Origin of the sequence: Pseudarthrobacter phenanthrenivorans (genome assembly GCF_000813845.1) — a bacterium.
Classification (GTDB): domain Bacteria; phylum Actinomycetota; class Actinomycetes; order Actinomycetales; family Micrococcaceae; genus Arthrobacter; species Arthrobacter phenanthrenivorans_B.
The window spans coordinates 36223-54528 of the sequence record NZ_JWTB01000005.1 but is presented as its reverse complement, the minus strand read 5'-3'; the positions used below and the strand labels follow the sequence as shown (position 1 = coordinate 54528).

Genomic DNA, 18306 nt, shown 5'->3' with positions numbered 1-18306 from the left:
GCCTGCTAGTTAGGACGCCCTAAGTAGTTTCCAGGGCCCGAAAATTGCACACGGCCGGCCGAGAATACGGGCGCGACGTGGGACTACTACCGCCATCGTAGTCCAAAACCGCGGCGGCATCATGGACCCGGAGTCAGCAGTGCAACGGTCTCGAGGTGGTGGGTGTGCGGGTACAGGTCGAAGGCCCGGAGCCCGGCGAGCTCCCACCCTGAGCGCCGGAAGTATCCGAGGTCACGGGCGAACGAGGCCGGGTCACAGGATACGTAGGCGATGGCGCGGGGCCTGGACGCGACCAGTTGGCCGACCACGGCTTTCCCGGCCCCGGCCCGCGGCGGGTCGAGGACAAGGGCGTCGAAATTTCGCGGTTTCTGGCGCAGGACACGCTCCACGCGGCCCTGGACCACTTCCACCTGCGGCGCGGAGTGCAGGTTTTTCCGGGCGTCCCGGCTGGTCCCCGGCGCCCCCTCGACGGACAGGACGGATCCGGTTTCGCCAACGGCATCAGCCAGGACGGCGGTGAAGAGCCCGGCCCCTGCATAGAGATCAGCCACCACCGATCCGGGCCCGAGGAAGCCGCCTCCCTGCAGGAATTCTGTGACAGCCTCCACAAGTGTCCCGGGCGCGTCGCGGTGGATCTGCCAGAAGCCCTCGCCGGTTACCCGGTAGTCATGCCCGGCGGCGGATTCCTGCACCCAGGTGCGTCCCCGGAGCTGGGTCACGTGGCCGGTCATCGGATCGAAGGCTGCCACCGAAGCATCCCCCTGTACGTCTGCGGCGACTGCCCGCAGGCGCTTGTCCTTGGTGTTGGGTGCGGCCGCCAGGAGCACCAGGGGGCGGGAACCGTTGGCCGGCGCGGCCACCTCGACGCGTTCTATCCCCTGCAGGTTCAGGTCCCACAGCTGCAGTGCGTTGATGGCGTCGCTGGCCAGGGGCATTTCCCGCACGGGAAGGACCTGGCTGGAGCGGTGGGCATGCATGCCCAGCCTGCCGCCGGGGGTGACCGAAAAGCTGGCCCGGGTGCGCCACCCAAGGCCGGACCCGCCGTCGGCGTCTTCCCCCACGGCTTCCACGGCGCCGGTCCAGGCGGGCGGCACTTCCCCGAAGCCGGCCAGCCGGGTCAGTTGCTCGGCAAGGACGTCCGACTTCAGGCTGAGCTGCCTGGCCCGCACCATGTGCCCGAACTCGGCACCGCCCACCGGCGGGTGGCCGTGGCCCCAGGCGCGCAGCGAATCCGCGGCATGCCAGAAGTGCTCCACGCGGTCCGGGGAAGCCTCCAGCACCTCCACCACGTCCGCCCGCCAGAATTTGGCGTCCTCCCCCGCATCGGTCAGCCGGACACGGACCTTTTCACCGGGAATGGCATGCCGGACGAAGACGACACGGCCCTCGTGGCGTGCCACGCAGTGCCCACCGTGGGCAACGGGTCCGACGTCGAGCACAGCCTCTTCGCCGGCGTGCCCGGCAGCGTCCGGCGCTTGGGCAGGGGTGGAAGTTCTGGTGGTCACTGGACGTCCTGGAGGTTCTTGGCTTCTTCGGAGGACTTGAGCTGCCAGGGGACGCTGGCCACCATGACGCCCGGTTCGAAGTGCAGCCGGGTCTTGATGCGCAGGGCGGTCTGGTTGTGCACCAGCTGCTCCCACCATTTGCCCACCACGTATTCGGGGATGTAGACCACGATGAGGTCCCGCGGGGAGTCGAGGCGCATCTGCTTGACGTAGTCCATGATGGGCGTGACGGTCTCGCGGTAGGGGCTGGCGAGGACGGTCAGCGGGACCGGAATTTCAAGCTTTTCCCAGTCGGCGATGGTGTGCGCCGTCTCTTCCGGGTCGATGTCCACGGTGATGGCGTCAAGCCGCGAGGGCCGCGACGCGCGGGCGTAGGCGAGGGCACGCAGGACGGGCTTGCGGACGTGCGACACCAGCAGCACGGCGTGCACCCGCGTGGGCAGGGCCCGCGGCGACGAGTCCTCGTCCACGGCGAGTTCCTTGGCCACGTTGTCGTAGTGCGCCCGGATGCTCCACATGATCAGGAAGAGGATGAACATGGCCAGGAGCGCGATCCAGGCTCCCTGCTCGAACTTGGTGATGAGGACGATGACCAGGACCAGGCCGGTCATACCGAAGCCGATGCTGTTAATGGTGCGGGACTTCATCATCCGGCGGCGGACCGCTTTGTCCTTGGCGAGTTTCAGCTGCCGTCCCCAGTGGCGGATCATGCCGAGCTGGCTGAGGGTGAAGGAGATGAAGACCCCCACGATGTACAGCTGGATGAGTTTGGTGACGTCGGCGTCAAACGAAATGATCAGCACCAGGGCGCCCGCCGCGAGGGCCAGCACTCCGTTGCTGAAGGCCAGCCGGTCACCGCGGGTCCGGAGCTGGCGGGGCAGGTAGCCGTCCTGGGCGAGGATGGAGCCCAGGACCGGGAAGCCGTTGAAGGCGGTGTTGGATGCGAACACCAGGATGACGCCGGTGGCAGCAACCACGATGTAGAAGGGAATTGATCCCTCCCCGAAGATGGTCTGCGCGATCTGGCTGATGGCGGGGTTCTGGATGTAGCCCTCGGGCAGCGGATTGCCGTTGAGCAGGAATTCCTTTGCCGGGTCCAGCACGATGTGGACCTTGGTGGCGTTCGCAAGGTAGATGATGCCGGCCAGCATCGCCGCGCCAATGAGGCCCAGGAGAAGCAGGGTGGTGGCGGCGTTCTTGCTCTTGGGGTGCCGGAAATTGGGAACGCCGTTGCTGATGGCTTCCACGCCGGTCAGCGCGGCGGCGCCGGAGGAGAACGCCCGGAGCAGCAGGAACGCTCCGGCGAGGCCCACCAGGCCCTGGTCGAAGCCCTCGGCCGGGACGATGGTGAAGGCGGCTGACGGTGCTTCCCCGAGCTGGCCCGTTGCGGCCTGGAAGATGCCGACGGCGGTCATGCCCAGGATGGAGGCCATGAAGATGTAGGTGGGAACGGCGAAGACGCTGCCCGCTTCCTTGATGCCGCGCAGGTTTACCAGCGCAAGGATGACGACGCCGATGGTGGCTATGACGGCCTGCTCACCGTGCAGCGACGGGACCGCGGTGGTGAGGTACGCGGCCGCCGACGACATGGAGACGGCCACGGTGAGGACGTAGTCCACCAGGAGGGCCGAGGCCACCGTCAGGCCGGCGTATTTGCCGAGGTTTTCGTTGGCGATCTCGTAGTCACCGCCACCGGAGGGGTAGGCGTGGACATTCTGCCGGTACGACGCCACCACGGTCAGCAGCACCACCATGACGGCGAGCCCCACCAGGGGCGAAATGGCCACGGCGCTCACGCCGGCCAGGGCCAGGGTCAGCAGGATCTCGTCCGGTGCGTAGGCCACAGAGGACAGGGCGTCCGAGGCGAAAATCGGAAGGGCGATCTTCTTGGGAAGCAGGGTATGGGCCAGGCGGTCATTCCGGAAGGGCCTGCCCACCAGCACGCGTTTGACGGCGTTCAGTATTGTCAACACCCCACAAAGCTAGTCTGATTCGCGGACGATGTCATGACGGGACCCCGCCAGGCCGAAGCCCGGGCATGCCGGTAGAGTTCTAGCTGCACGATCCTGACTTAGATACAGAGGAGATACGGTGGCGCATTTCGTGATCATGGGATGTGGCCGGGTGGGGGCAACGCTGGCGCACACGCTGGAGGATGCCGGGCATTCCGTGGCCATCATCGACCAGGATGACCGCGCGTTCCGCCGGCTCCGCCAGGGCTTCACCGGCCGGAAGGTGACGGGTGTCGGTTTCGACCGGGACACCCTCAAGCAGGCAGGAGTCAGTGACGCCTACGCCTTTGCCGCCGTGTCCAGCGGTGACAACTCGAACATCCTGGCCACCAGGGTGGCCAGGGAAACCTTCCACGTCCCGCATGTGGTGGCCAGGATCTACGATCCGGGCCGTGCCGAGATTTACCAGCGCCTGGGCATCCCCACGGTGGCGGCGGTCCGCTGGAGCGCCGACCAGGTGCTGCGGCGCATCCTCCCGGAACAGCACCTCGCGGGCGATTTCCGTGAGCCGTCCGGGCGCCTGGTCCTGGCCGAACTGGACCTCGACGCGGGCTGGGTCGGACACAGGATCAGCAGCATCGAAAAAGCCGCCGATGTCCGGGTGGCCTACCTGACCCGCTTCGGCGAGGGCCTGTTGCCGGATGCAGGAACCGCCTACCAGGACGGCGACACGGTGCACGCCATGCTTCAGGTGGACCGCAGTGCCCAGATCGCCCAGATCCTCGCCAAAGCCCCCGCCAAGGAGTACCAGTGAAAGTCGTTATCGTCGGCGCCGGCAGCGTCGGATCGTCCATTGCGCGGGAGTTGCTGGCGCACAAGCACGAAATCCTGCTCATCGACCTCAAACCGGAGGTGATTGGCCGCAGCGGGCTGCGGGGGGCCCACTGGCTGGTGGGCGACGCGTGCGAGCTGTCGACGCTGCAGGGCGCCAAGGTGGAGGATGCCGACGTCGTGGTCTCCGCCACGGGCGATGACAAGGTCAACCTGGTGGTGTCCCTGCTGGCGAAGACCGAGTTCGGCGTGGGCCGCACGGTGGGCCGGGTCAACAACCCCAAGAACGACTGGATGTTCAACGACTCGTGGGGCGTGGACGTGGCCGTCAATACCCCCCAGCTGATGACCGCCCTGGTGGAGGAAGCCGTGGAGATCGGCGACCTCGTCCGGCTGCTGACGCTGCAGACGGGCGTTGCGTCACTGGTGGAATTCACCGTTCCGCACGATTCCCACGTGATCGGCATGACCGTGGGCGATATCCACTGGCCCGAGGACGCCACGCTCGTGGCAATCCTGCGGGACCAGGCTCCCATCACGCCGAGCCGGGATGACGTGATCGACGGCGGCGACGAGTTGTTCTTCGTCACCACCATTGCGGCCGAGGATGGGCTGCGCGAGCTGCTGTCCTCCGCCCCCGGCAGCATCGACGCCGGGGATGGGCCTTCAGTCAGCGGTGAGCCGGCCACCGCCGGCAGCCACGGGCACATGGCGGACGACGACGGCTTCGACGGTTAGGCGCGCGGGTGCCACAGGGCCCCGACGTACAGGGAGTCCGGCTTAGTTAGTGGATCAGGCGGCCGGTCCGGTTTCAGCCTCGGCTGGAGCCGGCCGGGTCACGAGCCAGGCCACCCAGACACCAAGGATGTACAGCGGCGCGCCCATAATGAGGCGCGTGGTCGCGAGGGCGGCCAGGCCGTCCGTGCCCATCAGGTAAAGAGGAACCTGGACGATGAGGCGAAGCGCCAGGACCGCCACGATGATCCAGGTTCCCAGGCGGTAGGCCTTGACCCGGTCCGGTTCCTTTCGCCACTCCACGCCCTCGTTGCGGATGAAGCCGAAGAGGAGGCCGGCCACGGGCCACTTGACCGCGATCGAGACGACCATCGCCAGGATGTATGCCGCATTGGTGAAGAAGCCCGGGAGGTAGAAGTCCTCCGCTTTGCCGGTGGTATTGGCCAGCCAGGCGGAAATGCCGACGCCCACCACACCGGCGAGGGCCTGCGTGAGCGGCCGCCGCTGCACCAGCCGGGCCACCGTGAAGATGGCCGCCGACGCCAGCGCCGCCACCAGGGACAGGGTGAGCTCCCGGGTGATGGTGAAGGCGACCAGGAACACGAGGCCGGGGAAAATGCTTTCGGCGATGCCCTGCACTCCCCCGGCGCTCCGCAGCACGTCAACGCGCCCGTCGTGGGTGCGGTGGAGTCCGGCCTTTGCGGCGTAGCCGGCGGCGATCCCGGCGACCGTGGACTGGCCTGGATCCTGCGGCTGGCCGCCCCGTCCGGGGTTTGCAGCGCCTGGGGGCTGTTCGGGCTCGTGCGCGCTCATTCGTGCTCCTGGCGGGACAGTATCTCGTAGCGGGGATTGAAGATGGTCGGCATGTCCTTGCCGCGGGCCAGCATCCCTTCGACCCGGATTTGCGCGCCGGCTTCGATGCCCGGCACGCGGCGGCGCCCCAGCCACACAATGCGCAGCCGCGGAGGCCGGGTCCGCCCGGCACCTGCCGGGCGGTACCCGGCGTCGTCCTCTGAGACGATGGCGCTGAACTCGGCGGTCCGGTCAGCGGGAACGAAAGTCACCGATTCGATGTGCCCCTGGCACAGGACGCGTCCTCTGTCCGGCAGCTGGTCCAGGGGTGTGATGCCACCCGCGGCAACCGGGGCTCCTTTGGCCGGCTCAGCCGATCTGGGTAATTTCGGGACCACGCTCGGGCTCCTCCAGTGTGGGTGCGGCGGGCGGAGGAGTCGCGGAAGCGTCCTTCGGCAGCCGCAGCTGCAGCAGGTCGCGCGGCGGCATGGGGCTGTCACCGCGGACCACCACCACCTGCCGGAACAATGCTTCAAGCGGTTCGGCGGCGGGGCGCTCCAGCGCGGCCGGTCCACCCAGGACGCCACGGAGGAACCAGCGGGGGCCGTCAACGCCAATGAAGCGGGCCACCCGGTAACCCTGGCTGCCGTCCGGGAGGCCGGCGGGCAGCTTGGCCACCAGTTCGGTGCCGAATGCGCCATCAATTTCTTCGACCTGTCCGCCCTGCGCGCCGACCGACTGGCCGATTTGTTCACGGATCTCGTCCCACAGGGTTTCCGTCTTGGGTGCGGCGAAGGCCTGGAGCTGCAGGCTGGACCCATTCAGGTCCAGGGTCACTGCCACTACCCGCTGCGTTGCCTCTTCCACTTCCAGGCGCAGCTGAAGGCCCTCGCTGGGCGTGATCAGCAGGGCGCCGAGGTCGACGAAGCCGTCGCGGCTGCTGATCTCGGACTCATCGAAAGGGCCGTCCTGCCGGCGGCCGGCGGCGGCGCTTTCTTCGCCCCCGGCGACGGTCAGCTCCTCTGCCGGCTCCGCCGGTTCGTCGTTCTTTGCTTTCCTGCCGAACCCAAAGACCATGGGTGACTCCTTAATTCTGAAATGTGCCAGTGCTGGAACCTGCCGGCCGGACCTGTGGAGGTCCCGCCGTCGTACGTGCTGGCGTGGCAGCGGATGCAGCCTGCGGTCAGGCTCCGGGGATGTTGAACCCGCCGGTGGAGCCGAAGCCTCCGGAGCCGCGCACGGATCCGCTCAACTCGGTGACAGGAATGAATTGGGCATGTTCCACCCGCTGGATGACCATTTGGGCAATTCTATCGCCGCGCCGCAGCTCTATTGGCTGGGTGGCGTCAGTGTTCAGCAAGGTCACGGAGATCTCTCCACGGTAGCCTGCATCCACGGTGCCCGGAGCGTTCACGATCGTCAGGCCGTGCTTGGTGGCGAGGCCGGACCGGGGGTGGATCAGCGCCACGAACCCGTACGGAAGGGCGATCGCGACGCCCGTGGGAACCAGTTTGCGCTCCCCCGGCAACAGGACCACGTCCTCGCGGGCGCGCAGGTCCGCGCCGGCGTCGCCCGGATGGGCATACGAAGGCGCCTCAAGCTCCGGATCCAGCATCTTCAGCTGGACCTGCAGGGTGGGGGCGCCGGGCGCTGGTGATGCTGCGTCCGGGACAAGGTCTACCGTGGCGGGATGATCAGTCACAGTCACTCACTCTAACCCGCGCCGCCGTATCAGTCCTAGGTGGGCCGCGGCCCCGGCACCGCCGGGCGTTGGGAGCCAAGGTGAAATAGCCGGACAAAGGTGGAAAGCTGGGGACATGCCCGAATCAAGCCCGTCTCCATCCGTACCCGGCACACCCTCCGCGGGGGCGCCTGCCATCTATCGGGAGAAGCTGTGGCCCAACCCCTGGATCTGGATCATTGCAGCCGGCGTGTCCGCGGCGGGCATCCTTGTTTTCGCCCCGATCAGCATGGCGGCGGGATACACAGCCGCCCTGGTTCTTTTCGCCATCATTGCCGTCCTCCTGCTCCTCTCCACCCCCGCCATCACGGTCACGGCTGACACGCTCACGGTAGGACGGGCCACCATTGAACGCCGCTTTGTCGGCACGGTGGAACAGTTCACTGCCGGCGAAGCAACGGCAGAACGGGGAACCCGGCTGAATGGGCTGGCCTACCTGTGCATCCGCGGCTGGATTGATCCCGTGGTGAAGATTGAGATCACGGACCCGGCGGACCGCACCCCGTACTGGCTGACCTCGACCCGCCACCCGGACCGGCTGGCGGCAGCCCTGACCAGGAGCTAAGCGGCCGCCGATCGGCGGAATATCACGGCGCGCCCTGTTCCTTGAGCCAAATCCGCGCCGCCGGGTGGCAGAGTTTCGATTGATAGTAATGCCAGGGTGGAGGATTTGTATGCAGGATCTACGGCTTGTAGGCGTGCACGACGACGGGACGCATCTCCTGTTGAGCGGGCCCGGCGGCGAGATGTTCCAGCTGCCGATCGACGAGGCCCTCAGGACGGCCAGCCGGTCCACAGCGAAACCGCGGGTGGACCGCCCGGCGGTTCCGATGTCGCCCAGGGATATCCAGGCCCGGATCCGGGCCGGCGCCACCGCGGCGGATGTGGCCGAGTTGTCCGGAATGCCGCTGGCCAAGGTGGAGCGCTACGAGGGACCGGTCCTGGCCGAGCGCGAATATGTTGCCCAGCAGGCACGCAAGGTTGAAGTCGCGGCACCCTCCCCCGGCCACGACGTCTACCGGTCCGCTTTCGGCGACAACCCGGCCACGCTGGACGACATGGTGGCCCACCGCCTGTCAGCCCACGGCATTGACCCCGCAACCGTGGAATGGGACTCCTGGCGGCGCCAGGATGGCACCTGGACGGTTTCGGCAAGCTTCGAGGCCAAGCCCGGCGGGACCTCCGGCATCGGCGAGGAACCTCCAGCGCTGTGGACCTTCAACCCGGCGCGCAAGACCCTGCAGAACACCAACCGCTGGGCACAGCAGCTCAGCGAACTCGAGCCGCTGGACGGCCCTGTTCCGGCCCGCCGGCTCACCGCGGTGTCCGACCGCCCCTTCGATTTTGAAACTGACGCGGATACGCCGAAGTCTCCGTCCGGCCAGGCTGGCCCCGGCCCGGACGCCGGCAAGGAATCCGATGGCCTCCTCGACATGCTTCGGTCCCGGCGCGGGCAGCGGCTGGGGGTTGACGAGGACGCGGACGACGCCCTGGCCCTCTTGCTCACCCACGGCGTGCCGGCCGCCCACCCCAGGCCGTCCGAGGTTGCCGCAGAACCCGAATCCGCGGAACCGGAAACGCAGGAAGACCAGCGGGACACCCCAGCAGCCCAGGGTGATTCCTTCATCCGGCGGCGGGACACCCGGCCTTCGATGCTCTCGCGGCTCAGCCTTCTTCCGCCGCACCGGGACAACCACGATGACGCTTTGCGGCTTCACGACGGCGTCAGCACGGACACGCGGGAGATCACCATCGCGGCGTCCCCGGCCAAGCCCTCCGGTGCCACACCCGGTTCCGGAGCCGGCAGTTCCGGCGCGGGGTTGGACGAGCTGCTGGGCAGTAATCCCCGCCGCCCGGCCAAACAGGATGATGCGTCTCCCACGACCGGCCAGCTGCCCGAAACCGAAGCGCCGGAACGGCCTGCACGGCCCAAGCGCTCCAGCGTTCCCTCCTGGGACGAGATCGTCTTCGGAACGCGCAGCGACTAAGAGCCGGCTCTTTTCCATGGGCACCGCGGCACCCAACTGCTACGATCCGTCACCATGGGCCGTGTAGGCCCTGACCAGCCCACCATGGAGGTTCGCCGTGCCGGACACTACCTGCCACATGTCAATGTCGCTGGACGGCTTTGTCGCCGGTCCTGATCAAAGCCGGGAGAACCCGCTGGGCAAGCGCGGGCTGGAACTGCACGGCTGGCATATTGGCGATCCCCGTGCCAACGATGCCGACAAAGTGGCCGCCGAATGGCTGATGCGTCCACGGGGCGCCTATGTGATGGGCCGGAACATGTTTGGGCCTATCCGGGGCGGCTGGGATGAGGAGTGGAACGGCTGGTGGGGTCCGGAACCGCCGTACCACGCGCCGGTGTTCGTCCTGACCCACTACCCGCATGACCCGATCCCCATGGAGGGTGGGACAACGTTCCACTTCGTCACCGGGGGTTTCGATGCTGCGTACGCCGCCGCTGTGGAAGCTGCCGCCGGCAAGGGCGTGGACATCGCAGGAGGGGCGTCCACGGTCCGGCAGGCACTGGCCGCCGGGGTGGTTGACGAACTGACCCTCGACATCGCGCCAGTCCTGCTCGGATCAGGTGAGCGGATCTTCGACGGGATTGCATCCTTCGATTTCGAACCCGTTGAGGTGCTCCATTCTCCCCTGGCCACCCACATCCGCTACCGCCGGGTCTCCCAGTAGGAGACCTTTACCGGTCGAAGAACGCCGGGCCCGGTACATGAACGCCTGGAACGCTCCGCCCGGCCCAAGAACGTCGCGCCGTGGAGTCTTTTCCGCGGCAGAAGAACGCCGTTCAGGAGAACCAGCCGCCACACAGCAGAACCAGCCGCCGCATCGACATGCTCAGCGGCAAAACGTGGCTTTGTGCAACCAGCGGGTGTCCTGAGGTTTGCCGGATTATCGGGCCAGGTGTCGAAGGAGGGCTTCCCCAGTAGTGGCCCCCGGTGGTCAGGCCTGGACGCGCAGGAACCGTTCAAGGGCATCTTCTCCGGGCGACAGCCCGCGGTGGAAGAAGTCAACGGCGCCCGGCCTTATCCCCTCCGGCCAGTGCGCTGGTTCCCAGTCCTGGTGTTCGCTGGCGTAGTGCCGGCCGGTGGGTGAGGTCCAGCCCGGTGGCTCGTTCTTGGTCGCGGGGGTGGGTGTCCAGCCGGTGGTGTGCCGGAGTCTGTGGTGTTGCGGGCAGGGCTGGCCCAGGTTGCTGATCCCGGTGGTGCCGCCGTTGGCCCAGGCGAGGAGGTGGTCGGCCTCGTTGTCCAGGGAGTGGTTGCTGCAGCCGGGGAACGGGCATTTGCCGTCCCGCATCCGCAGCCAGGCCCGCATGGCTTTCGTGAGGCGGTAGCTGGTCCTGCCGATCTCCAGCGGCGCCCCGTCCCGCGGGTCCACCAACACCCGGTGGAAGGACCCGGCTCCGTTCGCAACGAGGTCCCGGGCCATTGACGGCGGGATGGGACCGTACCCGTCCAGCATTGCCGGTTCCTCGGTCAGACCCAGCAACGAGAACACGGGAACGGTGACCAGCACCTGCGCCCTTATTGATGTCGGCGGGACATCTGTTTCTTCAACGCTTCCGGCTGCGCTCTCCCGAGCTTGCATGCCGGCGGAAGTCGTCCTGGGATCCCTGCTGGCGGACGTCCCGTGGACGTCCGGGCTGGCAGGAGTCGTGCTGCCCAGAACCGCGGACGCGAAGAGGTCCGCGCGGAGCTGGGTCAGGGTCCGGCGCTCGTCCGGGCCCTGCAGGGACCGGGCGACGGCGGTGAGCCGGTTCCAGCCCGCCACCGCCTGGTCCGCGGGCAGGTACGCGGACAGCCAGGCCATCCCGTCCTGGTCCGGCCGGGACTCCACCCGCCGCTCCGCCGCCCCTTTGGCGTGGCGTTTTTCGATGCTCTCGGCGTGGTGGCGTTCCCGCCAGGACCGGGCCTTGGCCCGGAACCGGTGCGCCGGCAACTGCCCCACCGGGCACCCCCGCGCCGGGTCTGGGGCGTCCGGGTCCAGGAAATGGGCTTCCAGCGCGGCAGCCCCCGCGGCATCCAGGCCGGCGGTTTCATCGGCCATCACCACCGCGTGCTGCCACGACAGGGACCCGGCCTGCAAAGCCTCCAAGGTCCGCGGCAAACCGGTGGTCAGGGCGTGGGAGGTGGCCAGGAACGTGCCTGCGGCCCGCGGCCCCAGGGCCAGCACGCAGCCGATCTCGGCGGCGACCGCTATCTCCTGCGCCACCACCGGCACGTCGGGGCCCGCAACAGCACAAGCAGCCTCCGTGTACGTCACCGCAGCCTTCGCCTTCAACCCCGCGAACCCGGCCTCCACCTCCCGCGCACCAGCCAAAATATCCAGGCAACCATCCGCCAACCCAGCCAACGGATCAGACACTGAAAACGGCACCAACCCGGCCCCATCCACCTCAGCATTCAGCACAGCAAGGGCAGCCTGGATTTCCCCGAACGCCTTCACCACCGCTGCCTTCCCCATAAACCCATCATGACAAGGGGGTACGACAATCACACGGGCATCATCGGGAGCAATTCAGTCAGCGGGTTCACGGGGGTGAGGTGGGTACCTTAAACCTGTATTTCGACTTCACCGGACAGTCCTACGGCTTTCTGGGTCTGCTTCCCTAGATCAATACCAACCGTGATAGATGGGTCCTGGCGCCGCTATCCGCAGCAGGGAATCCATGTTGAGCGCCTCATCCAGGGCCCGCCGGCATGTAGACGGGGCAGAATCCACAGGTGCATCGAAGCGGCTCCCAGCAAACATCGACGGGTCCATCGTGGAACTGCTAACGGGTCTCGAGGGGGACCAGACCATTGAATGGTGTGTAGCGTTAGGGCACCGTCACCGGGCATTTTTGCGGGCGGGGTATAGGGGACACCCCAATCTGCGCGGCTACAACACCGCACGTCAGAGCCGGGTTGGAGCGGTAAAGGACCGCCATACGGGCACGACCCCGGCAAGGTATCTCAACGGTGAACACATACGCCCCCGCACCCAGCGGGGCGTATCCTGTGGACATGGCCATGGGGGCAGGCAAGAGCGATAACAGATATGAGTGGCAATCATGGCCACCGGATTCCCTAGAGGGAATGCCGCCTAAGCGGAGGCGCTTGGCCGGCTGGGCAATTTTTTGGTTCATTATCCTGGGATCACTGCTGGGGTCCGCCCTTGAGGCATTCGGCGTTCCGGAACCGTGGCGGTCCACGCTTATAGCCGCCGTATTGGCTGCAATGTTTGTTCCCTTAATCCGGGCCGCAGCTTCGGAGGCCCGACAGCTCCGCGCCGAAGGGATTGAACTGCCTTCCTATCCGGTTACCCGCAAGTCATTGATCTCCATGGGCGTCCTCACTGGTGTTCTTTGGATCGCCTTTGCCGTAGTTGCATTCAGCGGGAGGCCCGTCTTCCCGCTGGTGGCGATTGCCGCCACCGCATGGCTGGTTTTCCAAATCCAACGGTGGAGAAAGCCATCAGCGGACGAAACCGCAACTGCGCGTACCGAGACGCCTGACTCGCCGAGCTGACTACATCACCGGCGGCCGGTGAAGGATCGGCAAGCGTACGCCTTCTAAACACGAGGTCTGCAACACTGGGTGGATCAGTGGGAGGGTCCGGCTCTGGCCTGGCCGAACCTGCTAATCATCTTGGGGGTGCGAATGGGTGAAGGCGTAGTCTTCGTGCTGGTGGCCGCTGCTTGGTTTGTCTTCCGTAAGCGGATAGCGGCTTATCAGATATTCCTGATTACGGAGAAGATCAAAATCATTCCCGTTCGAGACAAAGCTGAGCAGCTGCGGGGCATGGAACTGCTGGGCACGCTGTTCTGCGCGCTGCTCTTTGTTGCAGGTGTGTTGTTGATAGTTCTTCACACCATGCTCGGGTAGGCCGCCGAGATGTTCGGCGAAGGATTTTCTACAGGGCGCCGGCGAGGATATTCTCCCGCTAGGGCTGGACCTTCACAGCGTCGTTGAGCTGGGGACGGTGGGAGCGGCGGGTAAGACCACGTGCCCATAACGCGATCATTAGTCCGACGGTGGCGCCCCCGCCAGCAAGGGACCAAGGTGAGGACCATGACCCTTCCGGTGTGGGAATCGCCAAAGCCGCCGCAATGGTGGCGACGCCCACGAGAACTTCCACGGCGATTTGCAGCGGCCTGACTGGATGCTCGGGGTAGGCGAGGCGGATGAAGGGAATAACCGGGAGCAGGAACAGGCCCAGGCTGGGGAACGGGTAAATCACATTGAAAGTGAAGATCGCGACACCGAGCACGAGAAGGCCCAAAAACTTGAGAACCTGAAGCACCCGGAGTGGGTTCTCCGGCGTCCATTGACTTAGCAGCAGCCCCCAAGCTGGCAGGCCAAGCAGCCAGCCGCCGGCCCAGAAGCCCAGGTTCAGCACTGCTAAGACGGCAAGCAGGGCTCCGGGCAGCAGGAACGCCACGGCCTGCCGCGGCGATGGAAGCTTTCTGAGCGGGCCGAAGATGCACGCTCCGATGACTAGGTATGCAGTGGTGTACCCGGGCAGCAGCTGGATCGGGGGCACCTGCGATAGGCCGAACAGGAGTAGTCCTATCGCGACGACCATGACGCACACTGCGACGATCGTCCAGGGGCGGCGGGCAGGAGTGGGTTGCACATCCCCCAATGTCATGAAACGCACTCTACCGCCTTCGGCGGCACCCGGGAGCCGGTCGCTCATCGGATGCAATGGCGCCCGCTGAAGGATCGGTTATGGTGCAGTGTCTCCAGCACCAAGAATTGAGGTATCTATGGATCGCGCCGGTCGGTCTCCGCTTCATTACGCAGCACTCACCAATGATGCCGCGGAGGTGACACGGCTGATTGCAGAAGGCGAGGCTCCCGATTCGTCCGACAGCCAGGGATTCACCCCGCTTCACCTTGCGTCCCAGGAACACGCCCTTGCCGCGGCGACTGCGCTGCTCAACCTCGACGCGATGGTCGATCCAGCCAACTCCTTCGGTAACACACCGCTGTTCGTCGCAGTCTTCAGCTCGCGCGGCCGGCCGGAGATGATCGATCTGCTGCGATCACGCGGTGCAAATCCACTGCATCCGAACGATGCAGGGCAGACCCCCGTGGGACTCGCCAGATTGATCGGCAACTACGACGTGGCACAGTACTTCGAAGATCTCCGCTGAGCCTCGTGCTAGCTACGGACGAATAGGGATGCCTCATGAAACACAATTTTCTGTGCAGAACTCGACGAAGAATTGCTCGGTTCATGCGAATGTCCCGACCAACTGTAGCCCCGGCCCGGTAGATCCATCACGAAGGGTTGTTTACCGTTCCCGGAAAGCTGTCTAGGCTCTGCCTATGACGGACCAGGGACAACCGCGACGATCAGCATCGTGGCCATGGACAGAATGGTGGCCCTGGGCCATCGCTCTTGTCTTGCTGTCTGCTGTTACCACTTTTGCGCTCAGTATCGCGAGTCAGGGCTGCAGTGCCAGCACGGCCGGCGGTACGAGCGTCTGTCGAGACTTTTATCTCATTCCCCCCGATATTCGCCCGGCGTTTATGACTGTCGTAGCGGTGTTTGCGTCTTACCTCGCCTATAGGCTCATTCGGTCAGTTCAACGTCCGAAAATGGGAACTGATCTCTAGATGCCGTCCTTGGCGGCAGCGAATGGGTGAAGGCATAGTTTTCGTGCTGGCGGCCGCTGCTCGGGTAGACCGTCGAGGCGTCCGGTCAGGGATCCCCCAGCGGGCAGCAGAGCCTCCGCTGAGGCAGCGGCCAACGGGTCGACTTGCGGTCGAGCTCGAAACGACGCCCGTTCGCTGGCAACGGTTTTACGAGAGATCTTCCAGTGATGAAGCGGCGTTTGACCTTCTTGCCGCGGATACACTCGTGAAGGGGGGCACGATGACGAAAAAAATCGATGAGTGGCCGTGGAACAGGGCATGGCCGTGGGTGTTCTTTATAACCCCGATCGTCCTCTTCACTGGATGGCTGTGGTGGCCGGTCGGAAGCTGCTCCCAATACAACACGGAGGATTACGCAGGGGACACATCCTGCTACGTTGGGCCACCGGCTGGGTACGCTGCGACGTGGACAATAACGGCGGTCTCCCTCTTGCTAGTGACAGGCTTCGCAGCCGGTTTAGTTAGAGCTGTATACCGGCGCAGGCGGGGATACCGAAGAGACCGATGACGGGCTGTCCGGTAAAGGCTCCCTGAGCGGGCAGCAATATGCGTTGTAGGGGCAGTAGTTACAGAGTGACTCGTGGATTTAGGCGCTTACCACCTGTAGGTGCACATTTCCTGGTTCGCGAAGGTCATCTACCCAAATGCCAATCCGTGCTGTTCCTGCTGGAACTTTGTACTGCGACAGCTCTTCACCATCAACAGTTTCTAGGGTCAATTCTCCTGCCGGGCAACCAATCACTTTCGACGCAAGCAGTATGAGCTCCTGTGAGGGTTCCTGCCCAGACAGATGAATTGTGGTGTCGCCGTCCATCTCATGAGTCCCACCGATGATGAGAGCGTCGTCGCTCGCCCAAACTAGACCTTCAGCGGTGACATCGGGAAGCGTCGCTTCTTGAGAACCCAGCACGAGGAAGATCGCGTTAGGCAACGGGGCATGGACGGTGACGTTCATTGGGCTCTCCTCTTAGGGTTGGTCACATCCTTGCACGTCTACAGCACCTACCCCTGCTGCGGCTCGACTGCCCGGTTAAGGATCCCCTTACGGGACACCAGGAGCCACAGCAAATAGGGCGCCTTGCACCAACTACCTCAAGAGCGAACCCTCGGTCGCTCACGCTTTACCACCCGGCTTGCGGCTCTCGCCCGGCCCGCCCGACCCCTGCCATAGGCAGGCATCCACGTCGAACGGCAGCAACTGGTCCTGCTGCGCCATCAAGGAGGCGCCGTGCGCGGTCACCCTGCGCATGAAGTGGCGCCGGCACAATGTCTCGTAACCCACCACGGGCACATGCTCCGCTTCGGGAGCGGCGGCAGCGTCCACGACCATGTCCACGTCACCCACCACCACCTGTGCACCCTCGGTGACCATGACGCCGTCGACAGTCCTGGCATTGTGCGTGGCGCGGCGGCCACACCAGCACAGCGCCTCCACCTGCAGCACCTGCACCCGGTCGGCAAGCTCGATAAGACGCTGCGACCCCGGGAACAGGCGCGTCCGGAAGTCGGCGGTGATCCCGAAGGCAAACACGTCGACGTCGATCTCGTCCACCACCTTGGCCAACTGCTCAACCTGCTCCGGGGTGTAGAACTGGGCCTCGTCGCAGATCAGGTAGTCAACCCTCTGGCCCCGGGTGCGGCGGAGCATGACTTCCTCCCAGAAGTCCGTGGAGTCCAGGACCTCCACGGCGTCCGTCTCCAGGCCGAGGCGGCTGGAGATCCGGGACTCCCCGGCGCGGTCGTTCCGGCTGAAGCGGACGCCGCCGCGGCCGCGGGCCCGGTGGTTGTAGTCCATCTGCAGGGCCAGGGTGGACTTGCCGCAGTCCATGGTGCCGGAAAAGAAAATCAGCTCAGCCACGCCGCTTGGTCCTTCCTTCGGCGGTGAAGCACAGCAGCGGAACTTCCCGCTCGGCCTTGGTCAGCGAGCCGTGCTGGCCCACCACCTCCATGGCGGTGGGCCGCATGCGCCGCCCGTCGTAAAGCGCGACGGCGTCGCGCGCCGCGATCATGACGTCACCGATCCTGCCTTCCACAGCAGGCCGCACGTCACCAAAAAGTCCCCCGGCCACAGCCTCCTCGCGGGTGAAAGCCCAGACACGGTCACCGAAGCGTGCCTTCCAGGCGCCCAGCAGCCGCTCCCGGACACCTGCAGTCCCCGCCTCCGCCCCGTCAAGGTACAGGTGCACCATCCGCGGCTCCCCCGCGGTGTGACGCACACCGTCCACCAGCTCGGGGTAGGCGGAGAAGTCGATCCGCTGTGATTCCGCAACGTCCAGCATGCCGTGGTCGGCGGTCAGCAGGATGAGGGTCCCGGCCGGAAGCGAGGCATTGAGCCGCTTGACCGTGGCATCGAGCTCCTCGAGCTGATGTTCCCACTGTTCCGAACGGCAGCCATAACGGTGGCCTGCCTTGTCCAGTTCGTTGACGTAGAAGTACATGAGGGCCGGCCCGGAGGCTGCCATGGCCTCGGCGGCTGCGGCGGTGCGGGCGTGGGAGGTGGTGCCGGAGATGAAACTGCCGCCCCGCAGCGCGGCCCGGGTCATGGGCGAGCCGTCGAACTGGGACAAGCTCACGGTGTTCACCGCCACGTGGCCGTCGATGCGTTCAAACACGGTGGGGAACGGCTGCCAGGCAGCGGGGTCCACGCCTGGGTCCCAGTTCCCCAGCAGGTTGACCACCTTGTCCTGGTCGGGGTCCAGGACGTCGTAGCCCACCATGCCGTGCTGCCCTGCGGGGAGCCCGGTTCCGAAGCTGGACAACGCCGCTGCCGTGGTGGAGGGGAAAGCGGAGTCCAGCCAGACCGGAATGTCGCCCTGCCCGGCCTGCATCACGGACCGCAGGAACGGTGTGTGCGCGGCTTTTTGCTTGAGCAGGTTCCTGCCCAGTCCGTCCGCCAGGACGATGCAGACGCGCGCTGCGGCCGGGAGTCCCAGAGTGTTGGTGAAGTCCTCCACCCCCAGGCACGCAGCAGCGCTGGTGAGGACTTCGGCAATGGAGCGGTGCCCGTAGGCGGGTGCGGGTGGAAGGTCCGGAGTACGTCCTGCGATGGTGGCGGCTGGTACGGCGTTGGCGCGGTCTTCCGGCAT

18 protein-coding genes are annotated in these 18306 nt (G+C 65.9%); 7 read left to right on the top strand and 11 right to left on the bottom strand.

What is annotated here, in order from left to right; genetic code table 11:
- Window positions 1-119: 119 nt before the first annotated feature.
- Together RM50_RS02140 and RM50_RS02135 are read right to left on the bottom strand one after the other, a co-directional pair.
- Entirely contained in the window at window positions 120-1505 is a 1386-nt protein-coding gene (locus RM50_RS02140) for a class I SAM-dependent RNA methyltransferase (protein ID WP_043449482.1), read from the bottom strand.
- The gene (locus RM50_RS02135) at window positions 1502-3478 is read right to left on the bottom strand and encodes an APC family permease (RefSeq protein ID WP_043449480.1); all 1977 of its coding nucleotides are present in this window, start codon (window positions 3476-3478) and stop codon (window positions 1502-1504) included. Before RM50_RS02135 ends, RM50_RS02140 begins: the two co-directional genes overlap by 4 nt.
- A gap of 118 nt (window positions 3479-3596) precedes the next feature.
- Here RM50_RS02135 and RM50_RS02130 point away from each other — a divergent pair, with 118 nt between their 5' ends.
- Together RM50_RS02130 and RM50_RS02125 are read left to right on the top strand one after the other, a co-directional pair.
- Complete coding sequence (locus tag RM50_RS02130) at window positions 3597-4271, top strand: potassium channel family protein (protein ID WP_043449477.1); 675 nt, start codon at window positions 3597-3599, stop codon at window positions 4269-4271.
- A complete protein-coding gene (locus tag RM50_RS02125; RefSeq protein ID WP_043449476.1) occupies window positions 4268-5026 on the top strand; it encodes a potassium channel family protein in 759 nt (252 codons plus the stop codon). The genes RM50_RS02130 and RM50_RS02125 overlap by 4 nt, the downstream gene beginning before the upstream one ends.
- A gap of 54 nt (window positions 5027-5080) precedes the next feature.
- On the opposite strand, the gene RM50_RS02120 is transcribed toward RM50_RS02125, so the two are convergent.
- The 4 genes from RM50_RS02120 to dut form a co-directional block, all read right to left on the bottom strand.
- Entirely contained in the window at window positions 5081-5836 is a 756-nt protein-coding gene (locus tag RM50_RS02120; protein ID WP_043449474.1) for a DUF3159 domain-containing protein, read from the bottom strand.
- A complete protein-coding gene (locus RM50_RS02115; RefSeq protein WP_346421899.1) occupies window positions 5833-6087 on the bottom strand; it encodes a hypothetical protein in 255 nt (84 codons plus the stop codon). The genes RM50_RS02120 and RM50_RS02115 overlap by 4 nt, the downstream gene beginning before the upstream one ends.
- A 97-nt stretch (window positions 6088-6184) precedes the next feature.
- Window positions 6185-6892: a DUF3710 domain-containing protein gene (locus RM50_RS02110; protein WP_043449472.1), complete on the bottom strand. Its 708-nt coding sequence runs from the start codon at window positions 6890-6892 to the stop codon at window positions 6185-6187.
- A gap of 106 nt (window positions 6893-6998) precedes the next feature.
- The gene (gene dut / locus RM50_RS02105; RefSeq protein ID WP_043449470.1) at window positions 6999-7517 is read right to left on the bottom strand and encodes a dUTP diphosphatase; all 519 of its coding nucleotides are present in this window, start codon (window positions 7515-7517) and stop codon (window positions 6999-7001) included.
- A 115-nt stretch (window positions 7518-7632) separates the two neighbouring features.
- Here dut and RM50_RS02100 point away from each other — a divergent pair, with 115 nt between their 5' ends.
- The 3 genes from RM50_RS02100 to RM50_RS02090 all read left to right on the top strand — a co-directional run bounded on the left by RM50_RS02100 (window position 7633) and on the right by RM50_RS02090 (window position 10250).
- Window positions 7633-8121, top strand: coding sequence for a DUF3093 domain-containing protein (locus RM50_RS02100; RefSeq protein WP_043449468.1), 489 nt, complete (start codon window positions 7633-7635; stop codon window positions 8119-8121).
- A gap of 109 nt (window positions 8122-8230) precedes the next feature.
- Complete coding sequence (sepH, locus tag RM50_RS02095; protein WP_043449466.1) at window positions 8231-9544, top strand: septation protein SepH; 1314 nt, start codon at window positions 8231-8233, stop codon at window positions 9542-9544.
- A 97-nt stretch (window positions 9545-9641) separates the two neighbouring features.
- Entirely contained in the window at window positions 9642-10250 is a 609-nt protein-coding gene (locus tag RM50_RS02090; RefSeq protein WP_043449464.1) for a dihydrofolate reductase family protein, read from the top strand.
- Between the two features lie 267 nt (window positions 10251-10517).
- On the opposite strand, the gene RM50_RS02085 is transcribed toward RM50_RS02090, so the two are convergent.
- Window positions 10518-12038 carry an HNH endonuclease signature motif containing protein gene (locus RM50_RS02085; RefSeq protein ID WP_043449462.1) on the bottom strand — a complete coding sequence of 507 codons (1521 nt, stop codon included), beginning with the start codon at window positions 12036-12038 and terminating at the stop codon, window positions 10518-10520.
- A gap of 1178 nt (window positions 12039-13216) precedes the next feature.
- Between RM50_RS02085 and RM50_RS02080 the strand changes: the two genes are divergently transcribed.
- Complete coding sequence (locus RM50_RS02080) at window positions 13217-13441, top strand: hypothetical protein (protein ID WP_156133812.1); 225 nt, start codon at window positions 13217-13219, stop codon at window positions 13439-13441.
- Window positions 13442-13499: 58 nt separating this feature from the next.
- Here RM50_RS02080 and RM50_RS02075 read toward each other — a convergent pair whose 3' ends face one another.
- Window positions 13500-14207 carry a hypothetical protein gene (locus tag RM50_RS02075; protein ID WP_156133811.1) on the bottom strand — a complete coding sequence of 236 codons (708 nt, stop codon included), beginning with the start codon at window positions 14205-14207 and terminating at the stop codon, window positions 13500-13502.
- Between the two features lie 118 nt (window positions 14208-14325).
- Here RM50_RS02075 and RM50_RS02070 point away from each other — a divergent pair, with 118 nt between their 5' ends.
- Window positions 14326-14715: an ankyrin repeat domain-containing protein gene (locus RM50_RS02070; protein WP_043449458.1), complete on the top strand. Its 390-nt coding sequence runs from the start codon at window positions 14326-14328 to the stop codon at window positions 14713-14715.
- 1091 nt (window positions 14716-15806) lie between these two features.
- Here the strand turns inward: RM50_RS02070 and RM50_RS20565 are convergent.
- The 3 genes from RM50_RS20565 to RM50_RS02060 all read right to left on the bottom strand — a co-directional run bounded on the left by RM50_RS20565 (window position 15807) and on the right by RM50_RS02060 (window position 18306).
- On the bottom strand, window positions 15807-16175 hold the full coding sequence (locus tag RM50_RS20565) for a hypothetical protein (RefSeq protein ID WP_156133810.1): 369 nt from the start codon (window positions 16173-16175) through the stop codon (window positions 15807-15809).
- A 159-nt stretch (window positions 16176-16334) separates the two neighbouring features.
- Window positions 16335-17078 (bottom strand): thymidine kinase, encoded by a 744-nt coding sequence (locus RM50_RS02065; protein WP_043449456.1) that lies wholly within the window; start codon window positions 17076-17078, stop codon window positions 16335-16337.
- A complete protein-coding gene (locus RM50_RS02060; RefSeq protein WP_043449454.1) occupies window positions 17071-18306 on the bottom strand; it encodes an alkaline phosphatase family protein in 1236 nt (411 codons plus the stop codon). Before RM50_RS02060 ends, RM50_RS02065 begins: the two co-directional genes overlap by 8 nt.